At 38.2% G+C, this 25,139-nt stretch carries 15 protein-coding genes; 1 reads left to right on the top strand and 14 read right to left on the bottom strand.

Annotation, left to right across the window (positions count from 1 at the left end; genetic code table 11):
• Nucleotides 1-56: 56 nt before the first annotated feature.
• Both HAV12_RS01990 and HAV12_RS01985 read right to left on the bottom strand, forming a co-directional pair.
• Entirely contained in the window at nucleotides 57-506 is a 450-nt protein-coding gene (locus HAV12_RS01990; RefSeq protein ID WP_240345223.1) for a hypothetical protein, read from the bottom strand.
• Nucleotides 507-665: 159 nt separating this feature from the next.
• Nucleotides 666-1,022, bottom strand: a complete 357-nt coding sequence (locus HAV12_RS01985) for a hypothetical protein (RefSeq protein ID WP_171568248.1) — start codon at nucleotides 1,020-1,022, stop codon at nucleotides 666-668.
• Nucleotides 1,023-1,356: 334 nt separating this feature from the next.
• Here HAV12_RS01985 and HAV12_RS01980 point away from each other — a divergent pair, with 334 nt between their 5' ends.
• Entirely contained in the window at nucleotides 1,357-1,908 is a 552-nt protein-coding gene (locus HAV12_RS01980) for a CvpA family protein (protein WP_171568247.1), read from the top strand.
• Between the two features lie 141 nt (nucleotides 1,909-2,049).
• On the opposite strand, the gene HAV12_RS01975 is transcribed toward HAV12_RS01980, so the two are convergent.
• The 12 genes from HAV12_RS01975 to HAV12_RS01920 all read right to left on the bottom strand — a co-directional run bounded on the left by HAV12_RS01975 (nucleotide 2,050) and on the right by HAV12_RS01920 (nucleotide 24,786).
• Nucleotides 2,050-4,458 (bottom strand): glycoside hydrolase N-terminal domain-containing protein, encoded by a 2,409-nt coding sequence (locus HAV12_RS01975; RefSeq protein WP_171568246.1) that lies wholly within the window; start codon nucleotides 4,456-4,458, stop codon nucleotides 2,050-2,052.
• Between the two features lie 129 nt (nucleotides 4,459-4,587).
• A complete protein-coding gene (locus tag HAV12_RS01970; RefSeq protein WP_171568245.1) occupies nucleotides 4,588-6,102 on the bottom strand; it encodes a family 43 glycosylhydrolase in 1,515 nt (504 codons plus the stop codon).
• A gap of 7 nt (nucleotides 6,103-6,109) precedes the next feature.
• Entirely contained in the window at nucleotides 6,110-8,059 is a 1,950-nt protein-coding gene (locus tag HAV12_RS01965) for a sialate O-acetylesterase (protein WP_171568244.1), read from the bottom strand.
• Between the two features lie 80 nt (nucleotides 8,060-8,139).
• Complete coding sequence (locus HAV12_RS01960) at nucleotides 8,140-9,636, bottom strand: cellulase family glycosylhydrolase (protein ID WP_240345222.1); 1,497 nt, start codon at nucleotides 9,634-9,636, stop codon at nucleotides 8,140-8,142.
• 203 nt (nucleotides 9,637-9,839) lie between these two features.
• Nucleotides 9,840-12,077, bottom strand: coding sequence for a glycoside hydrolase family 3 C-terminal domain-containing protein (locus HAV12_RS01955; protein ID WP_171568242.1), 2,238 nt, complete (start codon nucleotides 12,075-12,077; stop codon nucleotides 9,840-9,842).
• A 45-nt stretch (nucleotides 12,078-12,122) separates the two neighbouring features.
• Nucleotides 12,123-13,715 (bottom strand): glycoside hydrolase, encoded by a 1,593-nt coding sequence (locus HAV12_RS01950; RefSeq protein ID WP_171568241.1) that lies wholly within the window; start codon nucleotides 13,713-13,715, stop codon nucleotides 12,123-12,125.
• 10 nt (nucleotides 13,716-13,725) lie between these two features.
• Complete coding sequence (locus tag HAV12_RS01945) at nucleotides 13,726-16,212, bottom strand: glycoside hydrolase family 2 TIM barrel-domain containing protein (protein WP_171568240.1); 2,487 nt, start codon at nucleotides 16,210-16,212, stop codon at nucleotides 13,726-13,728.
• Between the two features lie 131 nt (nucleotides 16,213-16,343).
• Nucleotides 16,344-17,207 (bottom strand): hypothetical protein, encoded by an 864-nt coding sequence (locus HAV12_RS01940; RefSeq protein ID WP_171568239.1) that lies wholly within the window; start codon nucleotides 17,205-17,207, stop codon nucleotides 16,344-16,346.
• Nucleotides 17,208-17,229: 22 nt separating this feature from the next.
• The gene (locus tag HAV12_RS01935) at nucleotides 17,230-18,810 is read right to left on the bottom strand and encodes a RagB/SusD family nutrient uptake outer membrane protein (protein WP_171568238.1); all 1,581 of its coding nucleotides are present in this window, start codon (nucleotides 18,808-18,810) and stop codon (nucleotides 17,230-17,232) included.
• Between the two features lie 12 nt (nucleotides 18,811-18,822).
• Complete coding sequence (locus tag HAV12_RS01930) at nucleotides 18,823-21,918, bottom strand: TonB-dependent receptor (RefSeq protein ID WP_171568237.1); 3,096 nt, start codon at nucleotides 21,916-21,918, stop codon at nucleotides 18,823-18,825.
• Between the two features lie 49 nt (nucleotides 21,919-21,967).
• Nucleotides 21,968-23,290 (bottom strand): xylose isomerase, encoded by a 1,323-nt coding sequence (gene xylA / locus HAV12_RS01925; protein WP_171568236.1) that lies wholly within the window; start codon nucleotides 23,288-23,290, stop codon nucleotides 21,968-21,970.
• The gene (locus HAV12_RS01920; RefSeq protein WP_171568235.1) at nucleotides 23,290-24,786 is read right to left on the bottom strand and encodes a xylulokinase; all 1,497 of its coding nucleotides are present in this window, start codon (nucleotides 24,784-24,786) and stop codon (nucleotides 23,290-23,292) included. Before HAV12_RS01920 ends, xylA begins: the two co-directional genes overlap by 1 nt.
• Nucleotides 24,787-25,139 lie beyond the last annotated feature (353 nt).

Below are 25,139 nucleotides of genomic sequence, written 5' to 3'. Positions count from 1 at the left end.
AAGTTTAAAGTCTAAAGTTTAAAGTTTCCTTTGCAAGCCATGATATTCATTCATAACTATTTTATCAGACTTATTTTGCTTTCTATTTCCTGCACTTTTTTAAGCCAAAAATCTATTCCATCCTGATTCTTAACAATCTCTTTTCTAAAGTTTGATGAAATAGTACCTAAGTTTGCCCAGTTTCTCTGATTTTCTTTATCGTGCTCCGCTTTAGTTGTGGGTTCTATTCTCATTCTCCAAAAATCAATATTTTTAAGATACTTCGTTTTTAAATCTTCAAAATATTCAATTAATTTTTCTTTTGAATTAGGAATGTATCCCGGACCGCTGCAGCCGCAAGAATGAAAAGCAATTCCAACAGAATATAAACTTTTCAAATGTTCCCATTTTTTAAGATCATCCTTTTTTGGTGATTCAAAATCAAGACCCATATTGGCCATTAAATCCCCGCATTGTGGGCACTTTGCTTCGAGAACCGATTTCTTGCCTCTTTCTATATCATTCATCAATCTTCTCTTAAATGTCTTACGACAATTAAAACAAGCATAATGTGGTTTATAGGAAACCATTGCATATCTACACATCTTTTTTTTAAATTTTAAAGTCACGCTTTCAGTTTACAATTAACAGTCACTGAAAACTGAGACTGTGACTGAGACTAAAACCTACTCAATAACTTCTCTTTCTAAAAAATAATTTACAATAGCTTCTTTCATTAAAACCGATTGCTCCCCTGCTTTTAGTGGCGGTAGTTCTTCTTTTACCTTATAATGCGGCCATCCTTCTTCATCAAAAAATTCGAATTCATAAAAACCATACGGCTCCAATAATCGGCAAATCGCAATGTGCATCAAATTAAGTTTTTCATCTTTTTTGAATTCACGATGCACTTTTCCGAGTTCCTGAACTCCAATCAGGTAAATAATGGCATCTAAATCAAGGTCTTCGCCTTGTGAGAATTGATTTGAAAGTATGTTGACGAGCTTTTCCCAACGCTCTTTTAGTTGTTTATCTCTGGACATATTTATTTTATTTTAGATTTTAGATTTTAGATTGAGCAATGATTTAATGATTATTTAAATCTAAAAGCAACAATCTGAACCCTAAAATTTTTAGTGCAAAGATAGGAACTTCAATCCAAAGACCTAGAATTAACTGTTTCTAGTATTGTATGGAATAAATTACCCCCCGATTTAGCAGATTCAACCGATTAAAACCGGTTGTTTTTTGTTTTTGTTTTCTTTTAGAATAAAAGAGATACAAAATCAAACCTGTGAACCTTTGTATCTCTGAACCTTTGCCCCTTAAAAACTGGATATTTCTTTTATATTTGCGCCTCAGTAAAACAAAGGAAATATGAGTTTTTTAGATATTATTTTAGGGGCACTTTTGGCTTTTAGCTTATACAAAGGGATTAAAAACGGACTTTTTGTCGAAATCGCTTCTTTTGTTTCTTTGCTGTTGGGAATTTATTTAGCGATAAAATTTTCTTCTTTTATGAAGGACCTGATTGCAAAACACGTAAGCTGGAATCCGACTAACATTCAGATTACGGCTTTTATCCTGACTTTTATCCTGGTTGTGATTGGGGTCTATTTACTGGCCAAATTTTTAACCGGAATTGCTGATTTTGCGATGCTGGGGTGGGCGAATAAATTAGGCGGCGGTTTTTTCAGGGTTTTGAGAACCATCCTGATTCTAAGTATTGTAATTGCTCTTTTTGAAAAAATAAACTTCAATAATACGTTCGCCAAAAAAGAAACGCTCGATAAATCTGTTTTTTACAATCCAATTAAGAAAGTAGCTGCTTACGTTTATCCTTCGATCGAAAAATGGTACGAGGCTTTTAAAGAAAGTCAAAAGAAAAACAATACAGAAAAAGAAACTGAAGCTTCTGCAAAAGAATAATATCCGTAACGATTAAACCCGACACGTTTTAAAAAAACTGTCGGGTTTAATTTTATTTGTCCGGCTGAGCGAAGTCGAAGCTTGATTATAGGAATGGGCTTCGACTTCGCTCAGCCGGACATGCGTTTTCAAAAGTAATAGCTACCAGTTTATTTCTGTAGTCTGTCCTTTCTCCAAAATGATTTCGCGTTTCTTATCACCGTTGATTAAAACGGTTTTTCCTCCTTTTTTAGAAAAAACTACCACTTTATTTAAGGTTTTGTTGCTCCATTCCATTTGAATTTCGAATCCGTCACGGGCACAGATTCCTTTTACAGAACCGCTTTCCCAGGCATCCGGCAAGGCAGGCAATAATCTGATTTCATTTTCATCTGATTGCACCAGCATTTCTGCCACGGCAGCCGCACCGCCAAAATTACCGTCGATCTGAAAAGGCGGGTGCGCATCGAATAAATTAGGATACGTTCCTCCCCCTCTTCTTGGTGTTTTCGTTTTTTTACCATCCGGATCTACATATCGCAATAATTCCCTGAACATTTTGTACGCGCGATTGCCGTCCCAAAGTCTTGCCCAGAGGTTAATACGCCAGCCTTTTGACCAGCCTGTCGTTTCATCTCCTTTTATTTCGAGCGTCTGTCTGGAAGCATTCGCTAAATCCGGAGTTTTCAAAGGCGTGATATGATCACCCGGAAAAAGTCCGAACAATTGGGATTGATGACGGTGTTTGGGGTCTTCGTCATTCCAGTCGAAATACCATTCCTGCAGATTTCCTCTTTTACCAATTTGATACGGGTGCAATTTCGAAAGTGCCGTTTCGAGCTTTGCCCTGAAATCAGCATCGGTATTCAGAACCTTTGCTGCTTTAATTGTTTTATCAAAACATTCGCGGATCATTGCCAGATCCGCTGTTCCACCGTACATAGTTGCTCCGATAAAACCATCTGGCGCAATGTATTTATTCTCCGGAGATGTGGAAGGCGATGTAATTAAATTACCATTTTTATCGGTAATCATCCATTCCAAAAAGAATTCCGAGGCACCTTTCATAATCGGATAACCTTCTTTTTTCAGGTATTCTTTGTCCTTTGTAAAAATATAATGTTCCCAGATATGCGTACTTAGCCAGGCTCCCGATAATGGCCAGCACGCCCAGCTTGGATCTTCTTTTCCGAATTGCCCCACAGGATTTGACATTGCCCAGATATCTGAATTATGAGCTGCTGCCCAGCCTTTGTTTACTCCGTAAAAAGTCTTTGCCGTCACTTTTCCGGTGACTGACAGGTTTTTTATAAAACTCAACAATGGCAAATGCATTTCAGAAAGATTGGTGTTTTCGGCCAGCCAGTAATTTTCCTCCAAATTGATATTCATCGTATAATTACTGCGCCAGGGCGGATTAAGATAAGGATTCCAGATGCCTTGCAAATTGGCCGGAACGCCCATTGTTCTTGAACTGCTGATCAGCAAATAACGTCCGTATTGAAAATACAGGATTTCTAAGTTTTTATCTTCTTTCCCGTCGGCGTAGCGCAATAAACGCTCGTCTGTGGGAAGATCCGGTGCTGTTGTTTTTCCTAAATCCAGACTTACCCGATTGTAAAATTTCTGATAATCTGCAATGTGATTTTCTTTTATTTTATCGAATGGTTTTGCAAGGGCTTTATTGAGGTTCTGCAATGCAATTGCTATATCATTTAAACCTTCAGTTGCCGGATTTTTGTCGAAACCATTGAAACTGGTAGCAACAGCAATGTAAATAAAGGCTTCGGTGGCATTTTTTAAACTTAAGCTTGCGGTAGAGTTTGTAACTTTTCCGTCTGTATTTTTAATTTGGATTAAGGTTGTAAATCTTGTCCCTCTTTCTTTTACCTCCTTGTATTTTGGAAGAACGGGGTATCCTGCGTTTTCATGAATGGGCGCAAAACCAGTCATGACCAGAATATTATTTCTGACCTCAACGTTTGAATTTAATAAACTCTTTAAATTTATATCGAAATTCAGGCCTCCTTTTTCACTGCTGGTCAATTTGATAACCATGATCTGATCCGGTGCCGAAACAAAATATTCACGGGTAAATTTTACACCGTCCATTTCATAACTCACTTTTGATATGGCATTCGAAATATCCAGTTCCCTGTGGTAATTGACGGCTTTTCCTTTCTCGGAATTATTGATTTCCAAAGTTCCCAAAGGCGCAAACGACTCGGAGTTTTTACCCTGGATTTTTTTATTTAATTCTTCAGCCAGTTTGTAGTTTTCCTTTTTTAATGCTTCCCGAATTGCCGGAATATTTTTATACGCTTCGGGGTTCATATTAGCATTTACAGGTTCTCCCGACCAAAGTGTTGCATCATTCAGATAGATTTTATCTGAATTAACACCTCCGAAAACAGTTGCTCCCATTTTTCCATTTCCTAAAACCAGGCTTTCTTCGAAGAATTCGGCCGGCTGATTGTACCACAAAACATGGCTGGACTGGGCTGTGGCTTTGATACAGAAAGCAATAAGAAGTAAAATGAAAAATGTTTTTTTTATGATGGTTACATTCATAAGCTGGTATTTTTTGTTTTTTGATGTTTTTTTGCTTCCGGTATTTCTATAATCTTTTTATTCCGAACGAGGAATCACATTTGTAAATCGACAAAGAATAATTAAAACAATATCGATTTTAAAATTCAATTATTTTATCACTTCATTTAATGGTTTATAAACGAAATTCCTGAATGTAACCTGACCTTCTCCAACTGCCGAAAGCCCAATACGAAGACTCATAAAACCACTCAACGCATTATGATGAAATGAAGAAACTTCTGCCGAATTTTCGATTTTAATCCAATCTTTTCCGTTGAGGCTGTAAAACATATTTACGAGTTGCTCTTTCTTTTCAAGACGCAACAATAAATGGGTTTTATTAATTCCTTTTTGAGTTGGGAACTGCCACGATCTTAATATTGCCAGAATATTTTCTTTATCTGCAGCTATCCCTGTGTAAAGTTTGCTATCATAAAAAAGAATGAGTCCTGCCGAGGCATTTCCTTCAATATCAACTTCTACCTGCGTTGAATACGAATGATCCGATGGTGTACACAAAAGTGGAGAACTGTCGCCAATGCCGTTTCCTTTTCCTTTAATCCGGATACCATTGGGAGTCAGTTTAAATCTTTCGGGATCATATTGATTAAAAAATTGCCATTGCGGCCCAAGTTCTGTACCTGAAAAAGTATCGGACAGTATGAAATTACTTTTGGTTATTTTTCCTGCCGGCCTTTTTATTGGTTCCTCCGTTTTTATGTTTTGCGGAGCTTTAAACCAGCCATCGCTTTTCCATTCTACGGGTTGCAGCAGTGTTTGACGGCCCATGTTGTAGTAATCCTTTTCGTAACCGTGAAAAACCATCCACCATTTTCCGTTAACATCGTCGATTAATGTCGCATGTCCTTTTGACCACCATTTTTCTGAACTGTCTTTTGTTTTTATAACAGGATTGTAAGGTGAATTTTCCCAAGGTCCTAAAGGCGATTTTGATCTTGCCGAAATCACCATATGACTTGTAGCCGGACCGGCGGTTCCTCCTTCTGCAACGGTTAGGTAATAGTAATTTCCGTGTTTCAGCATTTTTGGTCCTTCCATACAAAAACATTCTACAGACCAGTCTGACGGGATTTTCCATCCGTCATAAACATGTTTTGCAGTTCCGGAAACCGATAGCCCGTCTTTAGACAGCGGCACAAAATCTCCATTACTAAAATAGAGATACCGATTTCCTTTTTCGTCTGTAAAATGTCCCGGATCAATATTGCCGATTTTCAAATCGATGGGATCGCTCCACGGTCCGTTAATATTATCTGCCGATACTACATAATTGGTTTCGTTTGCCGGAAAGTAGATATAAAATTTAGTATTGAATTTTACTAAATCCGGTGCCCAGACAGAACCTACACTTTTTTTAAGGGCATGCGTTACAGGCTTCCAGTTGATTAAATCTTTTGAAGTCCAGATCAGTAATCCGGGATAATAATTGAAGGAAGAATGTACAATATAATAATCTTCACCATCTCTAATGATAGAAGGATCCGGGTAATCGCCGGCAAAAATTGGATTTTGATACAACTCTGCACGCATCTTTATATCTTGTTGTTGTGCATTAAGCGCGAGCGAAATGGCACCTACAAATAAGAGAATTGCTTTTTTCATAATCAGATTATTTACTAATCTTATATTTTTCACTGGCCGTCATCATTTCCCAATGATCTGTTCTGAACGGTGATGCCGGAAATTTTTCTTTATTAAAAAGATTGATTTCGGTATCGTCGTCTGCCCAGCCGTAATGAACGGCAACGGGATTTGGAACTTCAGAGGCGGAAACGATTATTTTGTTGTTTTGTATAATGGCTTTCGCCGGATGAAATACTTTGTCAGCGCCTGCGATTTCAAAACCTTTTACATTTTCTGAATGATCGGAGGCCGTTAATCCGGATCCGATATGATCGAAAGTCAGGACGATTTCGTTTCCTTTTATTTCCATTGATTTATACATTGGACCGCTAAAAACCTGTTTTTTATCGTACACGTTGTTCAATGCGATGGCGGCCAAACGTACACCAACATCCTGTTTGTTGGTCGGGTGAATGTCTTTTGCATTTCCGATATCGGTCGTTACGGCCATTCCGGTGTTGGGTAGTTTTAAAGTTTCGGTTTGTGCTTCGCGAAGTTCTGCCCAACGGCTTCCTTTCTGACTGTTGCCTCCAAACTCATCGAAGGTGGCTAATTGTACAAAATAGAAAGGGAAATTACCCTGATTCCATTTTGTTCTCCAGTCTGTAATCATGAGCGGAAATGCTTTTTTGTACTGGCTCGCTCGCGTTACATTGGCTTCGCCCTGATACCATAAAACACCTTCAAACGCATATGGAACAAGGGGATTTATCATGGCATTGTACAATAATGAGGGATAACTGTTTGGTGACACTTCGATTTTTACTTTTATCACATTAAATTTCCAAAGGCCTTCCAAAGGTAGGCTTGCATCTTTAAAATCGATTTTTAAATCGGACGGATCACCGTAAATACCACCGCCGCCGCTGTAATCTGTAATTCTGACTGAAATTACGTTTGTTCCTTCTTTCAAAACATTTGCAGGGATTTTGTAAATTCTCTGTTTGTCCCAAAGATTGTTCGTTCCTACTTCAACTCCGTTGACATAGGTCTGGTCTTCATCATCGACTTTTGACAAATACAAAACGGCTTCTTTTTCAGCTTGTTCTGCTGTTAAAACGATTGTTTTTCGCATCCAGACAATGCCGTCCATATTGCCCAGCTGCTGATTTTCCCAAAGTGAAGGAACTTTTATTTCCGGCCAGTTTTTATCATTGAAATTAGGGGCTTTGAACTGGGCTTCGTTTTCCATTGAAACCTCAAAACCCTGAACTTTTCTAATATTTTCTAAAACTGATTTTTTATAGCTTTCAAAAATCTCATCCATATTAACAGCCGGAACATCAGCAATCATTTCCTTAAAATCATCGCTGTTTTGAAAGGCTTCGCGACTTGTCCAGGTTTCTACATTGGTCCCGCCCCAGGACGTATTAATGATTCCGATCGGGATTTTTAATTCGGCATATAATTTTTTAGCGAAATAATATCCGACAGCGGTAAAATTACCCACTGTTTTTTTACTGCTGACTTCCCATTTTCCTGCTTTTAAATCGCTTTTTGGCGAACCGCTTAAATCCTGCGCTACTCCAAAATGACGAATCATTGGATAATTGGAATCGTTGATTTCCTTCTCGGCATTCACGGTTTTAAAAACCTGAAATTCCATGTTGGATTGTCCGCTGCAAATCCATACTTCACCGACCAAAACATCTTTGATGGTGATTTTGTTTTTTCCAGTAATGTTTAGTTCAAAAGGGCCACCCGCTTTCTCGGAGTTTAAACTAACGGTCCATTTACCGTTTTTGTCGGCCTGAACTGTTTTGGTCTGTTTATTAAAATGAATTTCTACTTTTTCTCCGGGATCTGCCCAGCCCCAAACAGGAATTGGTTTATTGCGCTGCAGCACCATTCCGTCAGAAAACAATAAAGGCATCCTGACATTTGCGTTGGCCATTATGCTGAAAACCAGAAAGAGAAAGATGATATTTTTCTTCATTTTTTTTATTTTAAAATTAAGTATAAAATATTTTACCGCAAAGTTCGCTATAGTTTGCGCTCCTTGCGGTAAAATATTTTTTATTGTAATCCTTCAATCAATGCGTTTAAGGCTTTGGTATCGAAAACCGTATTATTGGATCTGTTGAAGATTCCGAAACCCTTGTCTCCGGTGCTTCCTTCATCCCAATAAAAAGGTAATAATCCATTTGCTTTTGCTTGTTTTACAACTGTTTTCAGGTAGTAGGCTCTTGAATTCAAATGTAAGGTCAAAGCGTCTCCTGTTAAAGAAGTTCTGCGGATTGCTCCAAACTCTCCTAACAAAACAGGAATTCCCTTGTCTACAAACTGCGTTTTCATCAGTTTAAAATTATTCGCCAGGTCTGTTTCTTCTCCCCAGGTGGCATTACGATCCGGATCTGTTGCCGAATGAAATCCGGTTCCCCAGTAATAGAACATTTTTCCCCAGCTTTCATCTTTGGTTAAACCGGCAAAATTCCACGGAGAATAATAATGAACTTCAACCATCATGCGGTTTGCGGTTTTGTCTACCGGTAACTTCAGCATCAGTTTGTTTGTTTTTTCGATATCTGTTGCCGGACCCTGAACTACCAGAGTACGATACGCATTTTTTCCTCCGGTCGAACGAACGGCATCAATAAATGTCTGGTGATAGGAGGTTAAAACAGCCATTTGTACAGCATCTTCAACATTTGGTTCGTTGGCACTGGCAAAAAGCAAATGCTCATCAAATCCTCTGAAGTGTGTGGCTATCTGTTCCCAAAAAGCTTTTTGTTTGGCATTATTTTCTACTTTTTTGGCTTCTGTGATATTATTTTCCAGCCATCCGCCGTCCCAGTGAATATTAATAACCACATACATATTGTTATCGACACAATATTGCACGACTTCTTTTACCCTGTTTAACCAGTCTGTTTTTATTTGTGCCGTTGCCGTATTGGCTAAATACTGATTCCAGGAACAAGGAATTCTAATGGCGTTGAATCCATTTGCCTTTACAGCATCAATTAATGCTTTTGTCACTTTAGGATTTCCCCATGCTGTTTCTCCATTAATTGCTTCCATCGTATTTCCGATATTCCAGCCCAGTTTTATTTTTGCCGCCAATTGTGCTGCGGTACTGCTCATTCCTGAAGCATCGGCTGCAATCGGATTGGTATTGTAACTTGGATATAAACCTGCAGCGACAGCAGTTCCCAATTGAGAAACCGAAACCTGCAATGGTGCTGCTTCTCCGGAACTTATGGTAACTGTAGCCGTTCTTGTGTCTTTCGATTTGTTTTCTAAAGCTGTAATGGTTACAAGACTGGTTCCTTTACTTCCGGAAGTTTTACTCAACTTAATCCATGTGGCATCTGAAGCGCTTATCGTCCATGAGGTAACCTCTGCCGCAATGACAACATTTGTTTCGCTTTCTTTGGCTTCAAAATCAATTTTGTTTGTATTTATCGTAAGCGTTTTTTGAATAGTGTTTTCCGGCACTTCTTTTTCTGAACTACAGGCGAAAACACCGCTCACAACAATAAAAAGTGCGGCAGTAATAAGATAATTTTTCATTCTCTTTTCCATTTTATATAAATCAAAATTAGTTGAGGGAGCCGCTGACCCTCAGACAACTCATTCTATATCATTCATCAAAAATCATTTTTTGACTAGTGGCTCTGACTAACCATATAAGTCATATAAGTATTTCATTTAAGCCCAGCTTATATTTCCTCACCTGACTTATATGGTTTAAAAACACTCTCCATTATTCTTTTTTACTTAATGGTCACCGTAATTTCTTTTTTGATGTCTCTCGAAGAATTTCCTACTTTCAAAGTATATTTTCCCGGTTCAACGGTCCATTTTTTTGCCGTTACATCATAGTAGGCCAATTCTTTAACCGGAACTTTAATGATTACGGTATTGGAACTTCCTGTCTTAACGGCTGTTTTTTGAAACCCTTTTAATTCCTGTGCAGCACGTGTAATTTTCGAATCTGTTTTAGAAGCATATACTTGTACGACTTCTTTACCATCGACTTTTCCTGTGTTTTTCACCTCAACAGAAACAGTAATTGTTTCGTTTAAGGCATACTCCGATTTATCTGATTTTGCGTTATCGAAAGCAAAAGTGGTGTAGGACAATCCGAATCCGAAAGGATATAACGGTGCGATATTTTTAGTATCAAACCAACGGTATCCTATTAAAATCCCTTCTGCATAGGTAACCGTTTTTCCTCCAGGGAAACTGTTTGTGGCATGTGCAGGAGAATCCATGATTTTTTTAGGCATTGTCCATGGTAATTTTCCGGACGGATTTACTTTTCCAAGCAATACATCTGCCAACGCATTTCCACCTTCAGAACCGTTAAACCAGCTCCACACTAAAGCAGATGTTTTTTTGCTCACCGCATCAATATCGAAAGGCGCTCCGGCCACCATCACGACAATAGTCTTTGGGTTTACGGCCAATACTTTCTGAATTAATTCTTCCTGTCCGAATGGCAGGTTTAAGTTTCTTCGGTCAGAAGCTTCGGTTTCGTAATCACGGTTGGAACCTGCAAATATGATGGCAACATCCGATTTTTTAGCGGCTTCAATGGCTTCCTGTAATTTAGCCGGATCTAACTGGTCTATCGTAACCGGTCCGTTGGAAGTGATGTTTCCTAAATTTCCTTTGTTTTTTTCATCGTAACGCTCTAAATAGCCTTCTGCATAATTTATTTTGATAGATGAAGGCAGTCTGTTTTTCAAACCTTCTAAAGGAGTAACTTCTCTTTTGGTTTTTACACCCGCTCCGAATCCGCCTAAGGCATTTTTCTTCGTGGCATTGTTTCCAATTACTGCGATAGATTTTACACCGTCAAGTTTTAATGGAAGTGCGTTATTTTCATTTTTCAGTAATACTATATCTTCTGCTGCAATTTTGTAGGCATCCTGATAATGTGCTTCTGTTGCAATACTTCCTTTAGCACGCTCTCCGCCACCCATTGCTTTTACCTGAAACAACATTCTTAAAATACGTTTTACATGCAGGTTAATTTCAGCTTCAGAAACCTCTCCCGACTTCACGGCAGCAATTAATTTGTCTGCCAGGAAAAATTCATTGAAAGGTTTTGGCGTTCCCATTTCAATATCCAGACCATTTTTTAATGATTTTGCTGTTGAATGCACCGCAGCCCAGTCTGAAACTACAATTCCTTTGAATCCCCATTCGTCACGAAGGATTTTATTCAGCATATAATCATTTTCACATAAATATTCGCCTCTGAATTTGTTGTAGGCTCCCATAATACTATATGATTTTCCTTCTTTTACAGCAGCTTCAAATGCAGGTAAATAAATTTCACGAAGCACACGTTCGTCAATTTGTACATCGACAAAATCACGGTTCGTTTCCTGATTGTTTGCTGCGAAATGTTTTACGCAGGCCATCACATCTTTTTCCTGTAAACCTACAATTAAGGGCACTGCGATTTTTTTGTTCAAAAACGGATCTTCAGACATATATTCGTAGGTTCTTCCTCCAAGCGGTGTTCGTACCATATTGATGGCTGGTGAAAGCAGCATATCTTTATCTCTGGCGCGCAATTCTTCTCCTAAACTGCTTCCGAAAGTATGTGCCATCTCTGTATTCCAGGTAGCCGCCAAACCTCCTCCGGCTGGATAGTATGTTGCAAAGTCGTTTGTTAAACCAGCCGGAGCCCAATTGTCGCGGGAAATTTCTTCACGAACTCCCAACGGTCCGTCGGCCATTTTTAATTCCGGAATACCTAAACGCTTTACACCACCAGTACTAAACATACTGTTCCCGTGCAGCATTCCGATTTTTTCTTCGATTGTCATTTGAGCAATCAGTTTATCTATTTCGGCATCATGTTCTGTGCCTATTTCTTTTCCCTGATATTCTTCCGTCTGAACCGATTCTGAACCTGAACTTTGTGTATCGTTTTTACAGGAACTAAATGCTATAAAAGCCAAAGCTGCCGACAGGAATATTATTTTATTTTTCATGCTTACTAAATTTATGGTGGTTTTTTGTGTTCGTTATTTAGGCGTTTATTGTTTGACAAGGTTCAGCAGAAAAACATCATTTTCATTTATGCTGAAATCCTTATTATAAGTTCCTTTTAAATCAATTATTACTTTTTCTGATGCCAGTAAAGCTCCACTGTTTTTCTCTTTAATTTGATGCACCTGCGCTACTGTTAATTGTTTTGGTCTTCCCATCGAGAGATAGTCTGCGTAAGCGTCATTGACTTTATAGCCTACTTTATAAATCTCTAAAATGTATTTTCCTTTCTGCAGTCCGTCGATTTCAATTTTTACTTTTCCTTTTTCCTTAGAAGGTAAATCCTGAATGTAATAGTTCTGATTCAACACTTTATCTCCGGGATGCGTATTGGTGAAATCCCAAAATAAAAGCTGAACATCTCCTTTTGAATTTTTACAAACCCATGATGAAGTATCTTTATTCTGAAGTTCTGTTTCGCCTAATTTATTCAGAAAAGAATAGGAGAAATAAGCCGGTTTTTTAATCCCCTGAAGATTCAGCAATCCGAAGCCGCCATGAAAAGGTGTATACCTCGGGCCTGCTTCTTCGAAAATATCGGTAAAAACCCAATACGACATCGAGTTTGCAGCATTTCCAACCTGTTTTAGTTTCTGCAGAATATAAGCTGCCGAGTGATAACTATCATGAATGGGATCTGCGGGGGTATAGGAAGAACTCCATTCTGTATAATGCAATTCAAGATTTGGCTTAGCCGAATTCGCAATCTGCTGACGTGAATTCAGAACATCACCACTTACACTTGTCTCTTCTTTATTTAAGATGGTTCCCGAAGTTCCGAATTCATCTAAGTAGCCACTTTTTACACCGTAGGTATGAGTTGAAATAAAATCTATCGGAACCTTATTTTTAGCACAAAAATCAATTGTTTCCGGAATCCATGCCGCTCCTGCTGTTGCAGGGCCACCAACTTTGTAAGCTGTGTTTACGCTTTTTATGCCGCGCGCTGCATACTCATATAGTTTAAAATAATCTTGCTGAGTACCTGTCCAGAATCCCGGCGAAAGGTTAGGTTCATTCCAAACTTCAAAATACCAGGTCTTAACTTCTTCTGCTCCGTAACGTTCGGTGAAATGAGCCGTTAGATGTTGTATGAAGTCTTCCCATTTTTTATAATCTTTGGGAGGTGTAACATTTCCTTTCCACCAAAAAATGGTCTGTTTTCCACTAGCCAATCCTGAAGGCATAAAACCTAATTCTACAAAAGGTTTCATTTTGATACTCACAATAAAATCGAACAAAGCATCTACATACTGGTAATTGTATTGTGAATTTCCTTTTTCATCTTCATAATAAACAGCCATATCATCTGATAATAAACCGTGCATTCTGATGTATTTAAAATCACAGTCTTTTTTCAGCATTGCCAGTTGCTGCTGCCAGTCTGCGCGCAGTCCTTCATTGGCTCTTCCGGCTCCGACGCATTCTTTAAACATGGTATTGAATGCTCCTGCCGATTTATTATAATCGACTTTTATAATCCGGTCTTCAGAAGATTTCTGAGCACCGGAATTCTGCGCGAACAATTGACCATTAATCAGGCTTATTAAAACAAAGAGTAAGATTAAATTTCTTTTCATAATCTGTTATTTATTCCGCTGTAATTACAATGGTAGCCGGTTTTAATCCGTTTGCTTTGGAAGTTAGTTCCAGTCTTCCGCTTGTATCACCGGACTGAATTACGACCAGGCATTTTCCGTTGAGTGCCGTATGTTTTGTTCCTTTATACGATTCGTGACTTACGGGATCTCCACTGCAAACGCCGACAATTTTTCCGTTTCCTTTTAGGGAGAAATTGATTTCGTTATTTGCATTTGGTGCCAAAACTCCTTTTTCGTCTAAAATATCAACCGTTACAAAGGACAAATCATTTCCATCGGCATTGATGGTACTTCGGTCTGCCGTCAGTTTTAAATTGGATGGATTTCCGGCTGTTTTGATTTCGGTTTCTAAAACAATTTTCCCGTTTTTACGCGAAACTGCTTTTAGTGTTCCTGCCTGAAACGGAATTCTCCACATCACATGCAGATCTTCTCCTTTTTTACTTCTGATTCCGACTGATTTTCCGTTAAGGAAAAGTTCAACCTCATCAGCCTTATTGTAATAAGCCCAGACATCAACATTTTGTCCTGCTTTCCAGTTCCAGTGTGGCAGGATATGAAGAACGGTTTTATCCGTCCAATCGCTTTGGTACATATAATAAACGTCTTTTGGGAAACCGGCTAAATCTACAATTCCGAAATACGAACTGATAGAAGGCCATTCGTACGGCGTTGGTTCTCCGATATAATCGAATCCGGTCCAGATGTACATCCCCGAAAGGAAATCGTGTTTTTTTATGACTTTCCAGGTGGCTTCGTGCGTAGAGCCCCAAGGTGCCTGTACCTGATCATAAGCAGAAACTGTATTACCCGGATTTCCACCCGTAAATTTAAGATCCCATCTTACCGGCCATTTTTTAATGGTGTCTGAAACAGCATCATAATAACCACGGGTTTGTAAACCCGAAGTGGTTTCTGTTGCGATAAAAGGAATTCCGGGGAAATTCTTTTTATGATATTCATAGGTTTGATGCGCATAATTGTAGCCGATAATATCCAAAGCTCCGGAAGCTGCAATTTTATTGTATTGAACCGCTGCTTTTTCAAATTGAAGATTAACACCATCAAGGTTCATATTTACCGGAGGATTCATTGCGGCTGTAATCGGACGTGTTTTATCGTATTGACGGGTAATGGCTGCTAACTCTTTGGCAATTGTCACTCCGTTTTCGTTCCATTGTTCCGGAATTTCGTTTCCGATACTCCACATAAAAATACTTGGGTGGTTGCGGTCACGCAGTAATTGATCTGTCAGGTCTTTTTTGTGCCATTTATCCCAGTCATTGCCATAGTCGTATTTGGTTTTGTTTTGTTTCCACATATCGAAAGCTTCATCCATGACAATGAAACCCATTTTGTCGCAAAGCTCCAAAAGTTCCGGCGCGGGAGGATTGTGAGAAGTTCTGATTCCGTTTACACCCATTTCTTTCAGGATTTCCAACTGGCGTTCGATCGCTCTGGTATTGATTGCCGATCCTAATGGCCCCAAATCATGGTGCATGCAGACGCCTTTTATTTTCACTTGTTTTCCATTCAGGATAAAACCTTTATCGGTATCAAATTTAAAATCCCTGATTCCGAAATTGGTTTTATAGGAATCAAGTATGGTACCGTCAAGCGAAATTTCCGTAACTGCCGTATACAATTCCGGTGTTTCTACAGACCATAAAACCGGTGTTTCAACTTGTGCTTCCTGTTGAATCGTTTGATTGGTATTTGCAGCAATTGTTATATTTTGAGTAAACGATGTTACTTTAGAGTCGTCTTTAAAAATAGTAGTTGTTACGGTTGCTTTTTTTGATTCTGAATATTGATTATGAATCGTAGTTTCAACTTTTACCGAAGCTTTTTCGGCGGTAACTTTTGGGGTGGTTATATAAGTTCCCCATTGTCCAACATGTAGTTTGTCGGTAGTTTCGATCCAGACATTTCTGAAAATTCCGGAACCTGAATACCAACGTGAATTCGGTTGTTTTGAATTGTCAACCTTAACAATTATTTCGTTGTTTTGATCTCCGTAGTTTAGATAGGGCGACATCTCATACTGAAAACCAATGTACCCGTTTGGGCGTTTTCCTAAATAATGTCCGTTTATCCAGACTTCGCTGTTTTTGTAGACACCATCAAAAATGACAGATATTACTTTGCTGCTGTCTTCAGCGGCAACTTTAAATATTTTTTTATACCAGCCTAAACCTCCGTTTAGTGATCCGCCTCCGTATCCGGCCGGGCTTTTTTCGTCAAATTTTCCTTCAATACTCCAATCGTGGGGTACATTTAATGTTCTCCATTTTGTCGAATTCCCGATGGTATCTTTATCTGTAATACTATCATTTAAATGAAAGCTCCAATCTGAATTAAAAGAGACTTTTCGGTTAACAAAAGTATCTTCTTTTTTGCTGCAGGAGCTAAAAAACAGGATGACTACAAATGTTACTAAGGAAAGTGTGCTGTTTAAATTCTTTCTTTTACGCATTGGTATTATTTTTTGGTTGGAAAATTGAAGATAGAAATAAAAATGACTGTTTATTTCCGTAAAATAATTTAAGTCTCAGTTTTAAAGAACAGTAGAAATGCTTTTAGAACTGAGACTATAGAATTAAATAATTATTGCTTAGCAATTAAGTGATAAGATAAATAACCACCATCAGCTCTGATAGCTATAAAACTTAAAGTAGTTTCTGTTAACTCCACAAGTCTTACATTGGTAAAACTAAATGAAGAACTAAAGTAAGTACCGTCATTTGGATGCAGCATTTCGATTCCGCCATTAAAAATTAACCTGTCATTTTTTGATTGGTCTGAAAACGAAAAATTAAAAGTTCCTGTTTTTGTCGTTTTTTGTGTACTTCCTAAAGCCGGATTTGTTTGTATGACAGTAACATTATAACCTCCTTTAAGATCGAAAGTAATTTCTCCCCAATCTTTATTTTCTAAGTTTGCCCAGGGAATTTCTGAAAGCAATGGCCACCAGCCTGCAGGGCTAAGTGTGCTGTTTATGTATTTTGCATCGACAAATTCCAAAGGTCTGACCATGTTTAATACCCATGTTTTTCCTGCTGTTCTGTTGGCAAGAAGCCCCCATCTTACATCACTAAAATAAGCTTCGTCATTTTGTGCAACTGTTACAGATACCGGAGCTGCTTCTACGGCACCTCCTCTTGTATAAGCGGTATAAAAAACCTTATACGTTCCGCCAAAAGGTAAAATGATTTTATCTTCGCCTTTGTTAGAATGCCCTAATTCATTTCCTTTACTATCAACATAATACCAATATGGAATTACAGTTGGATCTTCATTTTTTATAATTATTTCATGATCATTAGCAGGATTCTGGGTAACCGAAAATTTAGTGGTAGCCGGCGTTAATGTAATAGCGTCTAAACTTTCTCGGTCTTCTACAGGCTCGCATGAAAATAACAAAGAGCCTATGGTTATTGCTGCTATTAATATATATAATATACGTTTCATAATCTTTTGTTTTTTTTAGTTATTACCAACCTGGATTTTGTTTAATAGTCCCATTAGAAAGTACAATTTGAGATTGTGGTAATGGGAACCAGCCTAAAGTTTCCGGTCTGAAAGTTACCGCAAACTGAGATCCTCCAACAGTATTGTCAATTTGTGCTTTAGCAATAGTCATATCTTGTCTGATTAAGTCAAAATAACGTTGTCCTTCCAGTGCTAATTCTAACTGGCGTTCTTTCATAATATTTGCTTTAGAAGCTGTAACGCGATTCGTTGTACTTTTAAAGGCACGATCGCGAACCTTATCTAAATCTGCTTGTGCTAACCCGGGATTTGAAAGTAAATTCAATTCTGAAGCCATCAATAATACATCAGCATAACGAATCATAGCCAGATCCTGATAGTTGTCAATTTGGAAATTTCCACCGTTGGCTTCCGTAATAGCTGTTCCTGCTGCGTTTGTAATTGGGCAGTATTTTTTCCACGAATATCCAGTGTACTGGCGCTGTTCTCTTGCTTCGGGATCAAAATCTAAATTTTCTTCTGCATAAGCAATAATAGTAGCATCTCTGCGAGTATCTCCTGCTTCATATGCTCCATATAATTTAGGGTTAACCGTTGCTCCTCCCCATCCTGTTGCATATTTGTTGTTTACACTTCCGCCACGTGGCGCAATGTTAACCTGAAAGCGGTTTCCTTCGTGTAAATCCCAATTTCCTTTTCCTGAACTATTAAAGCGAATAGCCCAAACCATTTCTGTGTTGTCTTCTCCTGCAAAATTTGCGAATGAAGCTGCCAACCAAAGATTAGCAAAATCCGCTACTAATGCGTGTCCGCTATTGCTTACTGCATCATTAATGTATGTTGTAGCCTGGTCTTTAGTAACAACACCTGCTAAATCAGGTTTTTCATAATAATCAGTATAGAACAAAAAGGTTCTTGCCAAATAAGCTTCAGCAGCCCATTTTGTGATACGTCCGAAGTTTGCATTTCCTCTTTGAGAATAATTTTCAGGGCCTAAATTATCTGCTGCAAATTTTAAATCGTTTGCAATTAAAGCATAGGTTACATCAGGCGTTTGTCTTGGCAATTGAAATTCACTTGTTGTCACGGTATGGTCTAAGGGAACAATATCACCAAACATTTTAGCCGCCTGAAAGTGAAAATGCGCTCTTAAAAAACGTGCTTCTGCTTCATATTGTGTTTTCAATGCGGTCTGAGCTCCCCAGTTTACTTTCCCCAAATTTTCTAATAAAATATTGGCTCTGTAAATTCCTAAATAAGAGTTTGTCCAGATCAGTGCATTCATGTCTTTATCTGTCGTGTACAAAAATCTGTCCCATTCTAAATCTACTGTTGGATCTGCAATACCAAATCCTCCAAAGCAATTGTCAGATGCCTGCTCGCTGACAATTAATTGTGTACCGTAAGCTTCTCTTTGCAATACATCATAAACGGCCACTAGTCCTTCGAAAGCATCAGCCGGAGTTTTATAAAAATTGTCTGTTACCTTATCTGTATAAGGTTCGTTTTCTAAAAAATCTTCCGAACAGGCTCCTAAAACCAATAAGCTTGAAAGGGCAAATAATTTTATATATGTTTTCATCGTTTTCATAAATTAAAAGTTAACATTAAGACCCATCATGTACGTTCTTGGCTGTGGATAAAATCCAACATCAATTCCTCTTGCCCATTCTTGTCCTACAGTAGTACTTCCGAAACCAATTTCCGGATCCATACCTTTATATTTTGTGAAAGTGTACAGGTTATTAGCGGCAACATACAATCTGAATTTGCTGAAGAAAGCCAACTTAGTAGTTAATTTTGTCAAATCACATCCTACAGTAATGTTCTTAATTCTGAAGAAATCTGCATCCTGAACATATAAATCTGAAAACTTAGTGTAGTTTCCATTAGGATCTGTACCGTAAGTTACCCTTGGAATTCTGTTTGAAGTTCCTTCTGATGTCCATCTGTTTAAAACTTCCGTTGTGTTGTTGGTATAAGCACGCGTATAATCATGAATTCCAAAAACGTTTTGACCACCTGCTGCACCATAAGTATTAACGGTTAAATCAAATGCTTTATAAGACAGATCCAAATTAACTCCATAAGTGTAATCCGGATTTGGGTTCCCTACTTCTGTTTTATCGTTAGCATCGATTTGTCCGTCTCCGTTTAAATCCACAAAACGAACATCTCCAGGTTGTGCATTTGGCTGAACTCCCGCCTGCACTTCTGCAGCATTTTGAAAAATACCCGCTGTTTTTAATCCGTAGAAATACCCCATTGGTTTTCCAACTTCAACACGGTTCATTTCGTCTAAACCCTGAAACAATAAGTTAGACTCTCCATGAATGATTCCTTCGTTGTTGGCAATTCTAAGCACTTTGTTTTCGTTGTGAGAAACGTTTGCATTGATACCGAAATTCCAGTTTCCGAAGCTTTTGCGATATCCTAAAGCAACCTCGAAACCTTTATTGCTTACGTCTCCGCCATTAATATACGGTGCAGAAGCTCCGGCATAAGTTGGAATAGAAGCCAATACCAGCCAGTCTTTTGTTTTTTTATCGTAGTAATCGAATGTTACATTAAAATTGGTAAACAAGGTAGCATCAAAACCTAAATCTAATTGTTCTGAAGTTTCCCATTTTAAATTTGGATCTGAAAGCTGATCAGGGCTTGAACCCACTAATAAAGTTTCGTCTCCTGTACCAAAATGATAGGTTTTATCTGTTGAACTAACTGTAGACATATAAGCAAATCTTCTGGAAAACTGGTCGTTACCATTTTGCCCCCAGCTTGCTCGTACTTTAAAAGTATTTAAAACAGTATTTTCTTTAAAGAAATCTTCGCGGTCTAAATTCCAACCTGCAGAAAATGATGGAAAAATGGCATATTTATTATTTGGTCCGAATTCTGAAGATCCGTCTCTACGAACTGTTGCAGATAATAAGTATTTGTTATTGTAATCGTATAGCATACGTCCAAAATAAGACTGGATGGCGTAATCTCTGCGATTTCCTTTTACCACATTTGATGTTGGGTCTTTTGCATTGTCTAAATAAGCATGTTCGAAATCAGTAAAAATCAAGTTTCTACCCTGTCCTTCCATATAATCTGCGGTATTCTTTTTTGCAGAAGTACCTACCAACAGATCAAAATTATGTGATCCTCCAACAGTAACTTTATATTGAAGTGTGTTTTCAAAAATCCATCCTAAACTTTTAGTTCCGCTTTGTGTAACACTTGAAACGGTATTGTTATCACTTGAAGAAAGAGAATAAACCGGTCTGAAAGAACGATAATTACTATCTGTCATGTCTACACCATAACTGGTTCTGAATGTAAAGTCTTTCAGGAATTTTAATTCTGCAAAAATATTCCCTACATAACGGTTGACTTTAGTTTCGTTGAAGTTATTGTAGTAAAGTGAACCAACCGGGTTACTGACATCTGCAGAAATATTTGATTTGGCAAAACTTCCATCAGCATTATAAGCAGCATCAATTGGAGCCGCGTTTAAGAAACTTCTGATTCCGTTGCTGTAAATACCATCATCAGCAATTCCGCTTGATTTTGTATTAGATAAAGTGAAGTTTTCTCCAATTTTCAAATGATTTTCAATTATTTCAGATGTTGAATTCACACTAAAAGTGATACGGTCGTATTGCGATTGACTGTTTGCGCTGCCAATCATTCCTTCCTGACCGTAGTAAGACAATCCTGTTGCAATAGTCGATTTTTTATCACCACCTGTAATTAAAAGAGAATGGTTTTGTTTCATTGCTCCTTCATTAAACAAATCGTCCTGCCAATCGTGATTAGGCAATGATGCAACCTGAGCCGGTGTGTATAAAGGCGTAAGTCCTGAGTTTATACGAGCCTCGTTCATGATCGTTGTATACTCCTGCGTATTCATCAAATCTAATTTTTTAGCCACTTGCTGAAAACCGGTGTAGGAGTTAAAAGACACATTCATTTTTCCGTCTTTACCTTTTTTAGTCGTTACCAGAATAACTCCGTTTGCCGCTCTTGCTCCGTAAATAGAAGCTGCCGAAGCATCTTTAAGTACATCGACCCTTTCGATAACCGAAGGATCAAGGTAAGAAATACCATTATCTACAACAACGCCATCAACGACATAAAGAGGATCACTTTTTCCTGCTGTACCTGCTCCACGAATGTTGACTACCATATTGGCCCCCGGCTGTCCCGAAGAGGAAGTAACATTAACCCCGGATGCCTGACCCTGCAAAGCATTCACCACATCAAGACTCGCTACTTGCTGAATATCTTTTCCGGATACCAGTGAAGTTGCCGCTGTATTTACCTTTTTCTTTTGTGTACCGTAACCGATAACAACAATTTCTTTAAGTTCAGCTGTTTCAGCCTGCATTGTAACAGTGATTGTTTTTTGCGTTCCAACAGTGAATTTTTGTGTTTTATATCCCATAAAACTAAAAACAAGTACATCTCCTGTTTTAGCTTGTATTTTAAATAATCCGTCAAAATCAGTTGCTGTGCTTATTTTTGTTCCTTGTACCAAAATCGTGGCACCCGGAACTCCCATACCGTCTTCTGCCGATTTTACATTTCCGCTTACAAATTGGGATTGCTCCTGTGCAAAACCAGATTGTATCGTAAAGACGCTTAGCAGCAGCGCCATACAAAACGGAAGCATTGTTGTTTTTATACAATATTTGCTTTTCATAATATTTAAGAATTGGTTAAATTTATAGTTAGTTACCTTATAATTTAATTTAGTATGCATTCGAAATAATTTGTTCGAATAATTCCTGTCTGCCGCTTAAGGGCTGAGGTTCTCCACTTGCACGGGCAATTTTGCTTAGATCTTCAAGAGACAATTCTCCGTTTTCGAACTTCGCTCCGTTACCGCTGTCAAACGAACTGTAACGCTGTGTGCGTAATTTTCTGTAATCTGTATTTTGTAGTATGTGATCTGCACAGATTAATCCTCTTGCGAAAACATCCATTCCTGAAATGTGTGCAATAAATTTATCTTCTAAATCAATTGAATTTCTTCTCACTTTTGCATCAAAGTTTACGCCGCCGCCCTGAATTCCGCCACCTTCAAGGATAACCAGCATCGCCTGAGTAACTTCCTGAAGATTTATTGGAAATTGATCGGTGTCCCAGCCATTTTGGTAATCACCTCTGTTGGCATCAATGCTTCCTAACATTCCGGCATCAACGGCAACTTGCAATTCGTGTTCGAAAGAGTGTCCGGCAAGAGTTGCATGATTTACTTCAAGATTTAATTTGAAATCATTTTGAAGTCCGTATTTATGAATGAATCCTAACGAAGTCGCTGCATCAAAATCGTATTGATGTTTGGTCGGTTCCATTGGTTTTGGTTCAATTAAAAAGGTTCCTTTAAAACCTTCTTTGCGGGCATAATCTTTACAGGTATTCAGGAATCTTCCTAAGTGGTCCTGTTCTCTTTTCATGTCTGTATTCAAAAGACTCATGTATCCTTCACGGCCTCCCCAGAAAACATAATTTTCACCACCAAGAGCAATAGTAGCATCAATTGCAATTTTTGCCTGAGCACCCGCATAAGCCAAAACATCAAAGTTCGGATTCGTCGCAGCACCATTCATATAGCGGGGATTACTGAATAAGTTTGAAGTTCCCCACAACAATTTAATCCCTGATTCCTGTTGCTTTTGTTTAGCGTATTCCACCATAGTCTGAATACGGGTTTCAAATTCTGCCAGAGTCGGTGCATCATCCACTACATCAACATCATGAAAACAGTAATACGGCAAACCTAACTTGGTCATAAATTCAAAAGCGGCATCCATTTTGTCTTTTGCTCTTAGAATTGCATTTTCATTTTTATCCCATGAAAAAGTTTCCGTCGAAGCTCCAAACGGATCTCCTCCCGTGTTACATAGCGTATGCCAGTAAGCCATTGAAAAACGCAAATGCTCTTTTAATGTTTTACCCGCAACAACACGATTTTCATCGTACCATTTAAACGCCAGTGGATTATCACTTTCTCTTCCTTCGAATTTAATCGTGTCTATGTTTTTGAAATAAGTTTGTTTTGTTGTGCTCATTATTGTTGTTCGATTTTAATGTGATTTTTCCATTCCTGATATAAATCCTGGTATTGACTGGTCAGGATTTTATTGGGTTCAATTCGATCCAGACATTGCAATCCCTGAAAAGCTTCTTCCAGCGAACTGTAATATCCGTAACCGTAAGCAGCGCCTCTTGCGGCACCTTCAGCTCCTGAAGTATTGTATAATTCTAAAGTAGTTTGTGTCGTATTGGTAAAGATTTCCCTGAAAACCGGACTTAAAAAGAGATTTGAATTTCCGGCTCTCACCACCGTTCCCGAAACTCCGACTTCTTTCATAACATCAAAACCGTAGTTCATCGCAAACACGATTCCTTCGCAGGCCGCGCGCACCAAATGGGACGGCTGATGTATATTGAAGTTTAAATTCTGGATTCCTGAAGTCGCATTTTTATTATTAAAAATACGTTCGACACCATTTCCGAAAGGGTAAAAACGAAGTCCGTTACTTCCGGCTTCCACCTTTGCCGCTTCAGCATTTAGTTTTTCGTAAGCAATCAGTTCGGCTTTATCTACCGACATAATTTTACGTAACCACTGGTATAAAATTCCTGAACCGTTAATACACAACATTACGCCGTTGCGTTTCTCGGCTTCTGTATTATTGACATGTAAAAAAGTATTGATTCTGTTTTGTTTGTCGTAAGCATCCTGGTCACTCACCGCATACACTACTGCCGAAGTTCCGGCTGTTGTCGCAATTTCTCCGGGTTTCAAAACGTTCAATGACAATGCATTGTTAGGCTGGTCTCCTGCGCGATAGGTTATTTTTACATCTGAATTCAATCCCAATTCTTCAGCAATTTGTGCGTTAACAGTGGCCTGAATTCCGAAATTGGAAACAATCTCAGGAACAATGGCTTCCGGTAATCCCATTTGGGAAAGAATTTCAGTGGCCAGTTTTCCTTCTGAGAAATTCCATAAAGCCGCTTCCGATAGTCCTGAAGTACTGATTTGTGCTGTTTTTGATAATTTCGCAGCAATAAAATCGCCCGGAAGCATCATGTATTTTGCTTTTTCAAAAACCTGTGGCTCATTCTCTTTTACCCATTTCAATTTTGAAGCCGTAAAATTTCCCGGACTCCCTAAAATTTGCTGCTGACAATTCTCAGCACCCATTTTATCGTAAATCTCATCTCCGATAATGGCCGCACGGCTATCGCACCAAATAATGGAAGAGCGAACGGGATTCAGATTTTCATCGGTTAAAACCAGACCATGCATTTGATAAGCAATCCCGATTCCGGCAATCTTTTTTAAATCAATACTCGATTTTAAACCTAATTGCTTTATGCCGTCTTTTACAAATTGCCACCAGGATTCCGGATCTTGTTCCGCCCAGCCAAATTTTTGGGCAATAATTGGCATTTCAAAATCAGGAACACTAACCGCTCCAATTGTTGACCCTTTTTCCGGATCAAAAACAGAGAGTTTTACAGAGGAGCTTCCTAAATCAATTCCTAAAAATAACATCAGCTATATTTTATTTAATTAAAGAATTATTGTTGTTTTACAAACTAATAGTCAAATTGAACTTATCTTATGGTAAATTTGACTACAAGTGTAAAACATTTTTTCTATATTAACAAAATATTAGATATTTTTTTTGGCTATTCCGATTAATGCACAGTGATTTTTATCAATACACTAAAAACGGAGACGAAAGTGAAATAAAAATTATTAAAAAAATATCGAATCAGCGATTTGACAATCAGACGTTTAAGAAAAAATAAAATAAAAGGAAATAATCGACAATAAAACAACCTCCTGATTATCAGAAAATTGTTACGTTAAAAAAAATATAAAAGATTTATAACGCCAACTAT

This window comes from Flavobacterium sp. CLA17, assembly GCF_013112255.2.
In the GTDB taxonomy this organism is placed as follows: Bacteria; Bacteroidota; Bacteroidia; order Flavobacteriales; family Flavobacteriaceae; genus Flavobacterium; species Flavobacterium circumlabens.
This window is presented reverse-complemented; position numbering and strand designations above follow the sequence as displayed.

What these genes read in the sequence shown, in the direction of transcription:
- HAV12_RS01975 (WP_171568246.1), bottom strand. Translation starts at nt 4,458, where the DNA reads ATGAATGTAACCATCATAAAAAAAACATTTTTCATTTTACTTCTTATT.
- HAV12_RS01985 (WP_171568248.1), bottom strand. Translation starts at nt 1,022, where the DNA reads ATGTCCAGAGATAAACAACTAAAAGAGCGTTGGGAAAAGCTCGTCAAC.
- HAV12_RS01980 (WP_171568247.1), top strand. Translation starts at nt 1,357, where the DNA reads ATGAGTTTTTTAGATATTATTTTAGGGGCACTTTTGGCTTTTAGCTTA.
- HAV12_RS01935 (WP_171568238.1), bottom strand. Translation starts at nt 18,810, where the DNA reads ATGAAAACATATATAAAATTATTTGCCCTTTCAAGCTTATTGGTTTTA.
- HAV12_RS01940 (WP_171568239.1), bottom strand. Translation starts at nt 17,207, where the DNA reads ATGAAACGTATATTATATATATTAATAGCAGCAATAACCATAGGCTCT.
- HAV12_RS01950 (WP_171568241.1), bottom strand. Translation starts at nt 13,715, where the DNA reads ATGAAAAGAAATTTAATCTTACTCTTTGTTTTAATAAGCCTGATTAAT.
- HAV12_RS01920 (WP_171568235.1), bottom strand. Translation starts at nt 24,786, where the DNA reads ATGTTATTTTTAGGAATTGATTTAGGAAGCTCCTCTGTAAAACTCTCT.
- xylA (WP_171568236.1), bottom strand. Translation starts at nt 23,290, where the DNA reads ATGAGCACAACAAAACAAACTTATTTCAAAAACATAGACACGATTAAA.
- HAV12_RS01930 (WP_171568237.1), bottom strand. Translation starts at nt 21,918, where the DNA reads ATGAAAAGCAAATATTGTATAAAAACAACAATGCTTCCGTTTTGTATG.
- HAV12_RS01955 (WP_171568242.1), bottom strand. Translation starts at nt 12,077, where the DNA reads ATGAAAAATAAAATAATATTCCTGTCGGCAGCTTTGGCTTTTATAGCA.
- HAV12_RS01965 (WP_171568244.1), bottom strand. Translation starts at nt 8,059, where the DNA reads ATGAAGAAAAATATCATCTTTCTCTTTCTGGTTTTCAGCATAATGGCC.
- HAV12_RS01990 (WP_240345223.1), bottom strand. Translation starts at nt 506, where the DNA reads ATGAATGATATAGAAAGAGGCAAGAAATCGGTTCTCGAAGCAAAGTGC.
- HAV12_RS01970 (WP_171568245.1), bottom strand. Translation starts at nt 6,102, where the DNA reads ATGAAAAAAGCAATTCTCTTATTTGTAGGTGCCATTTCGCTCGCGCTT.
- HAV12_RS01960 (WP_240345222.1), bottom strand. Translation starts at nt 9,636, where the DNA reads ATGAAAAATTATCTTATTACTGCCGCACTTTTTATTGTTGTGAGCGGT.
- HAV12_RS01945 (WP_171568240.1), bottom strand. Translation starts at nt 16,212, where the DNA reads ATGCGTAAAAGAAAGAATTTAAACAGCACACTTTCCTTAGTAACATTT.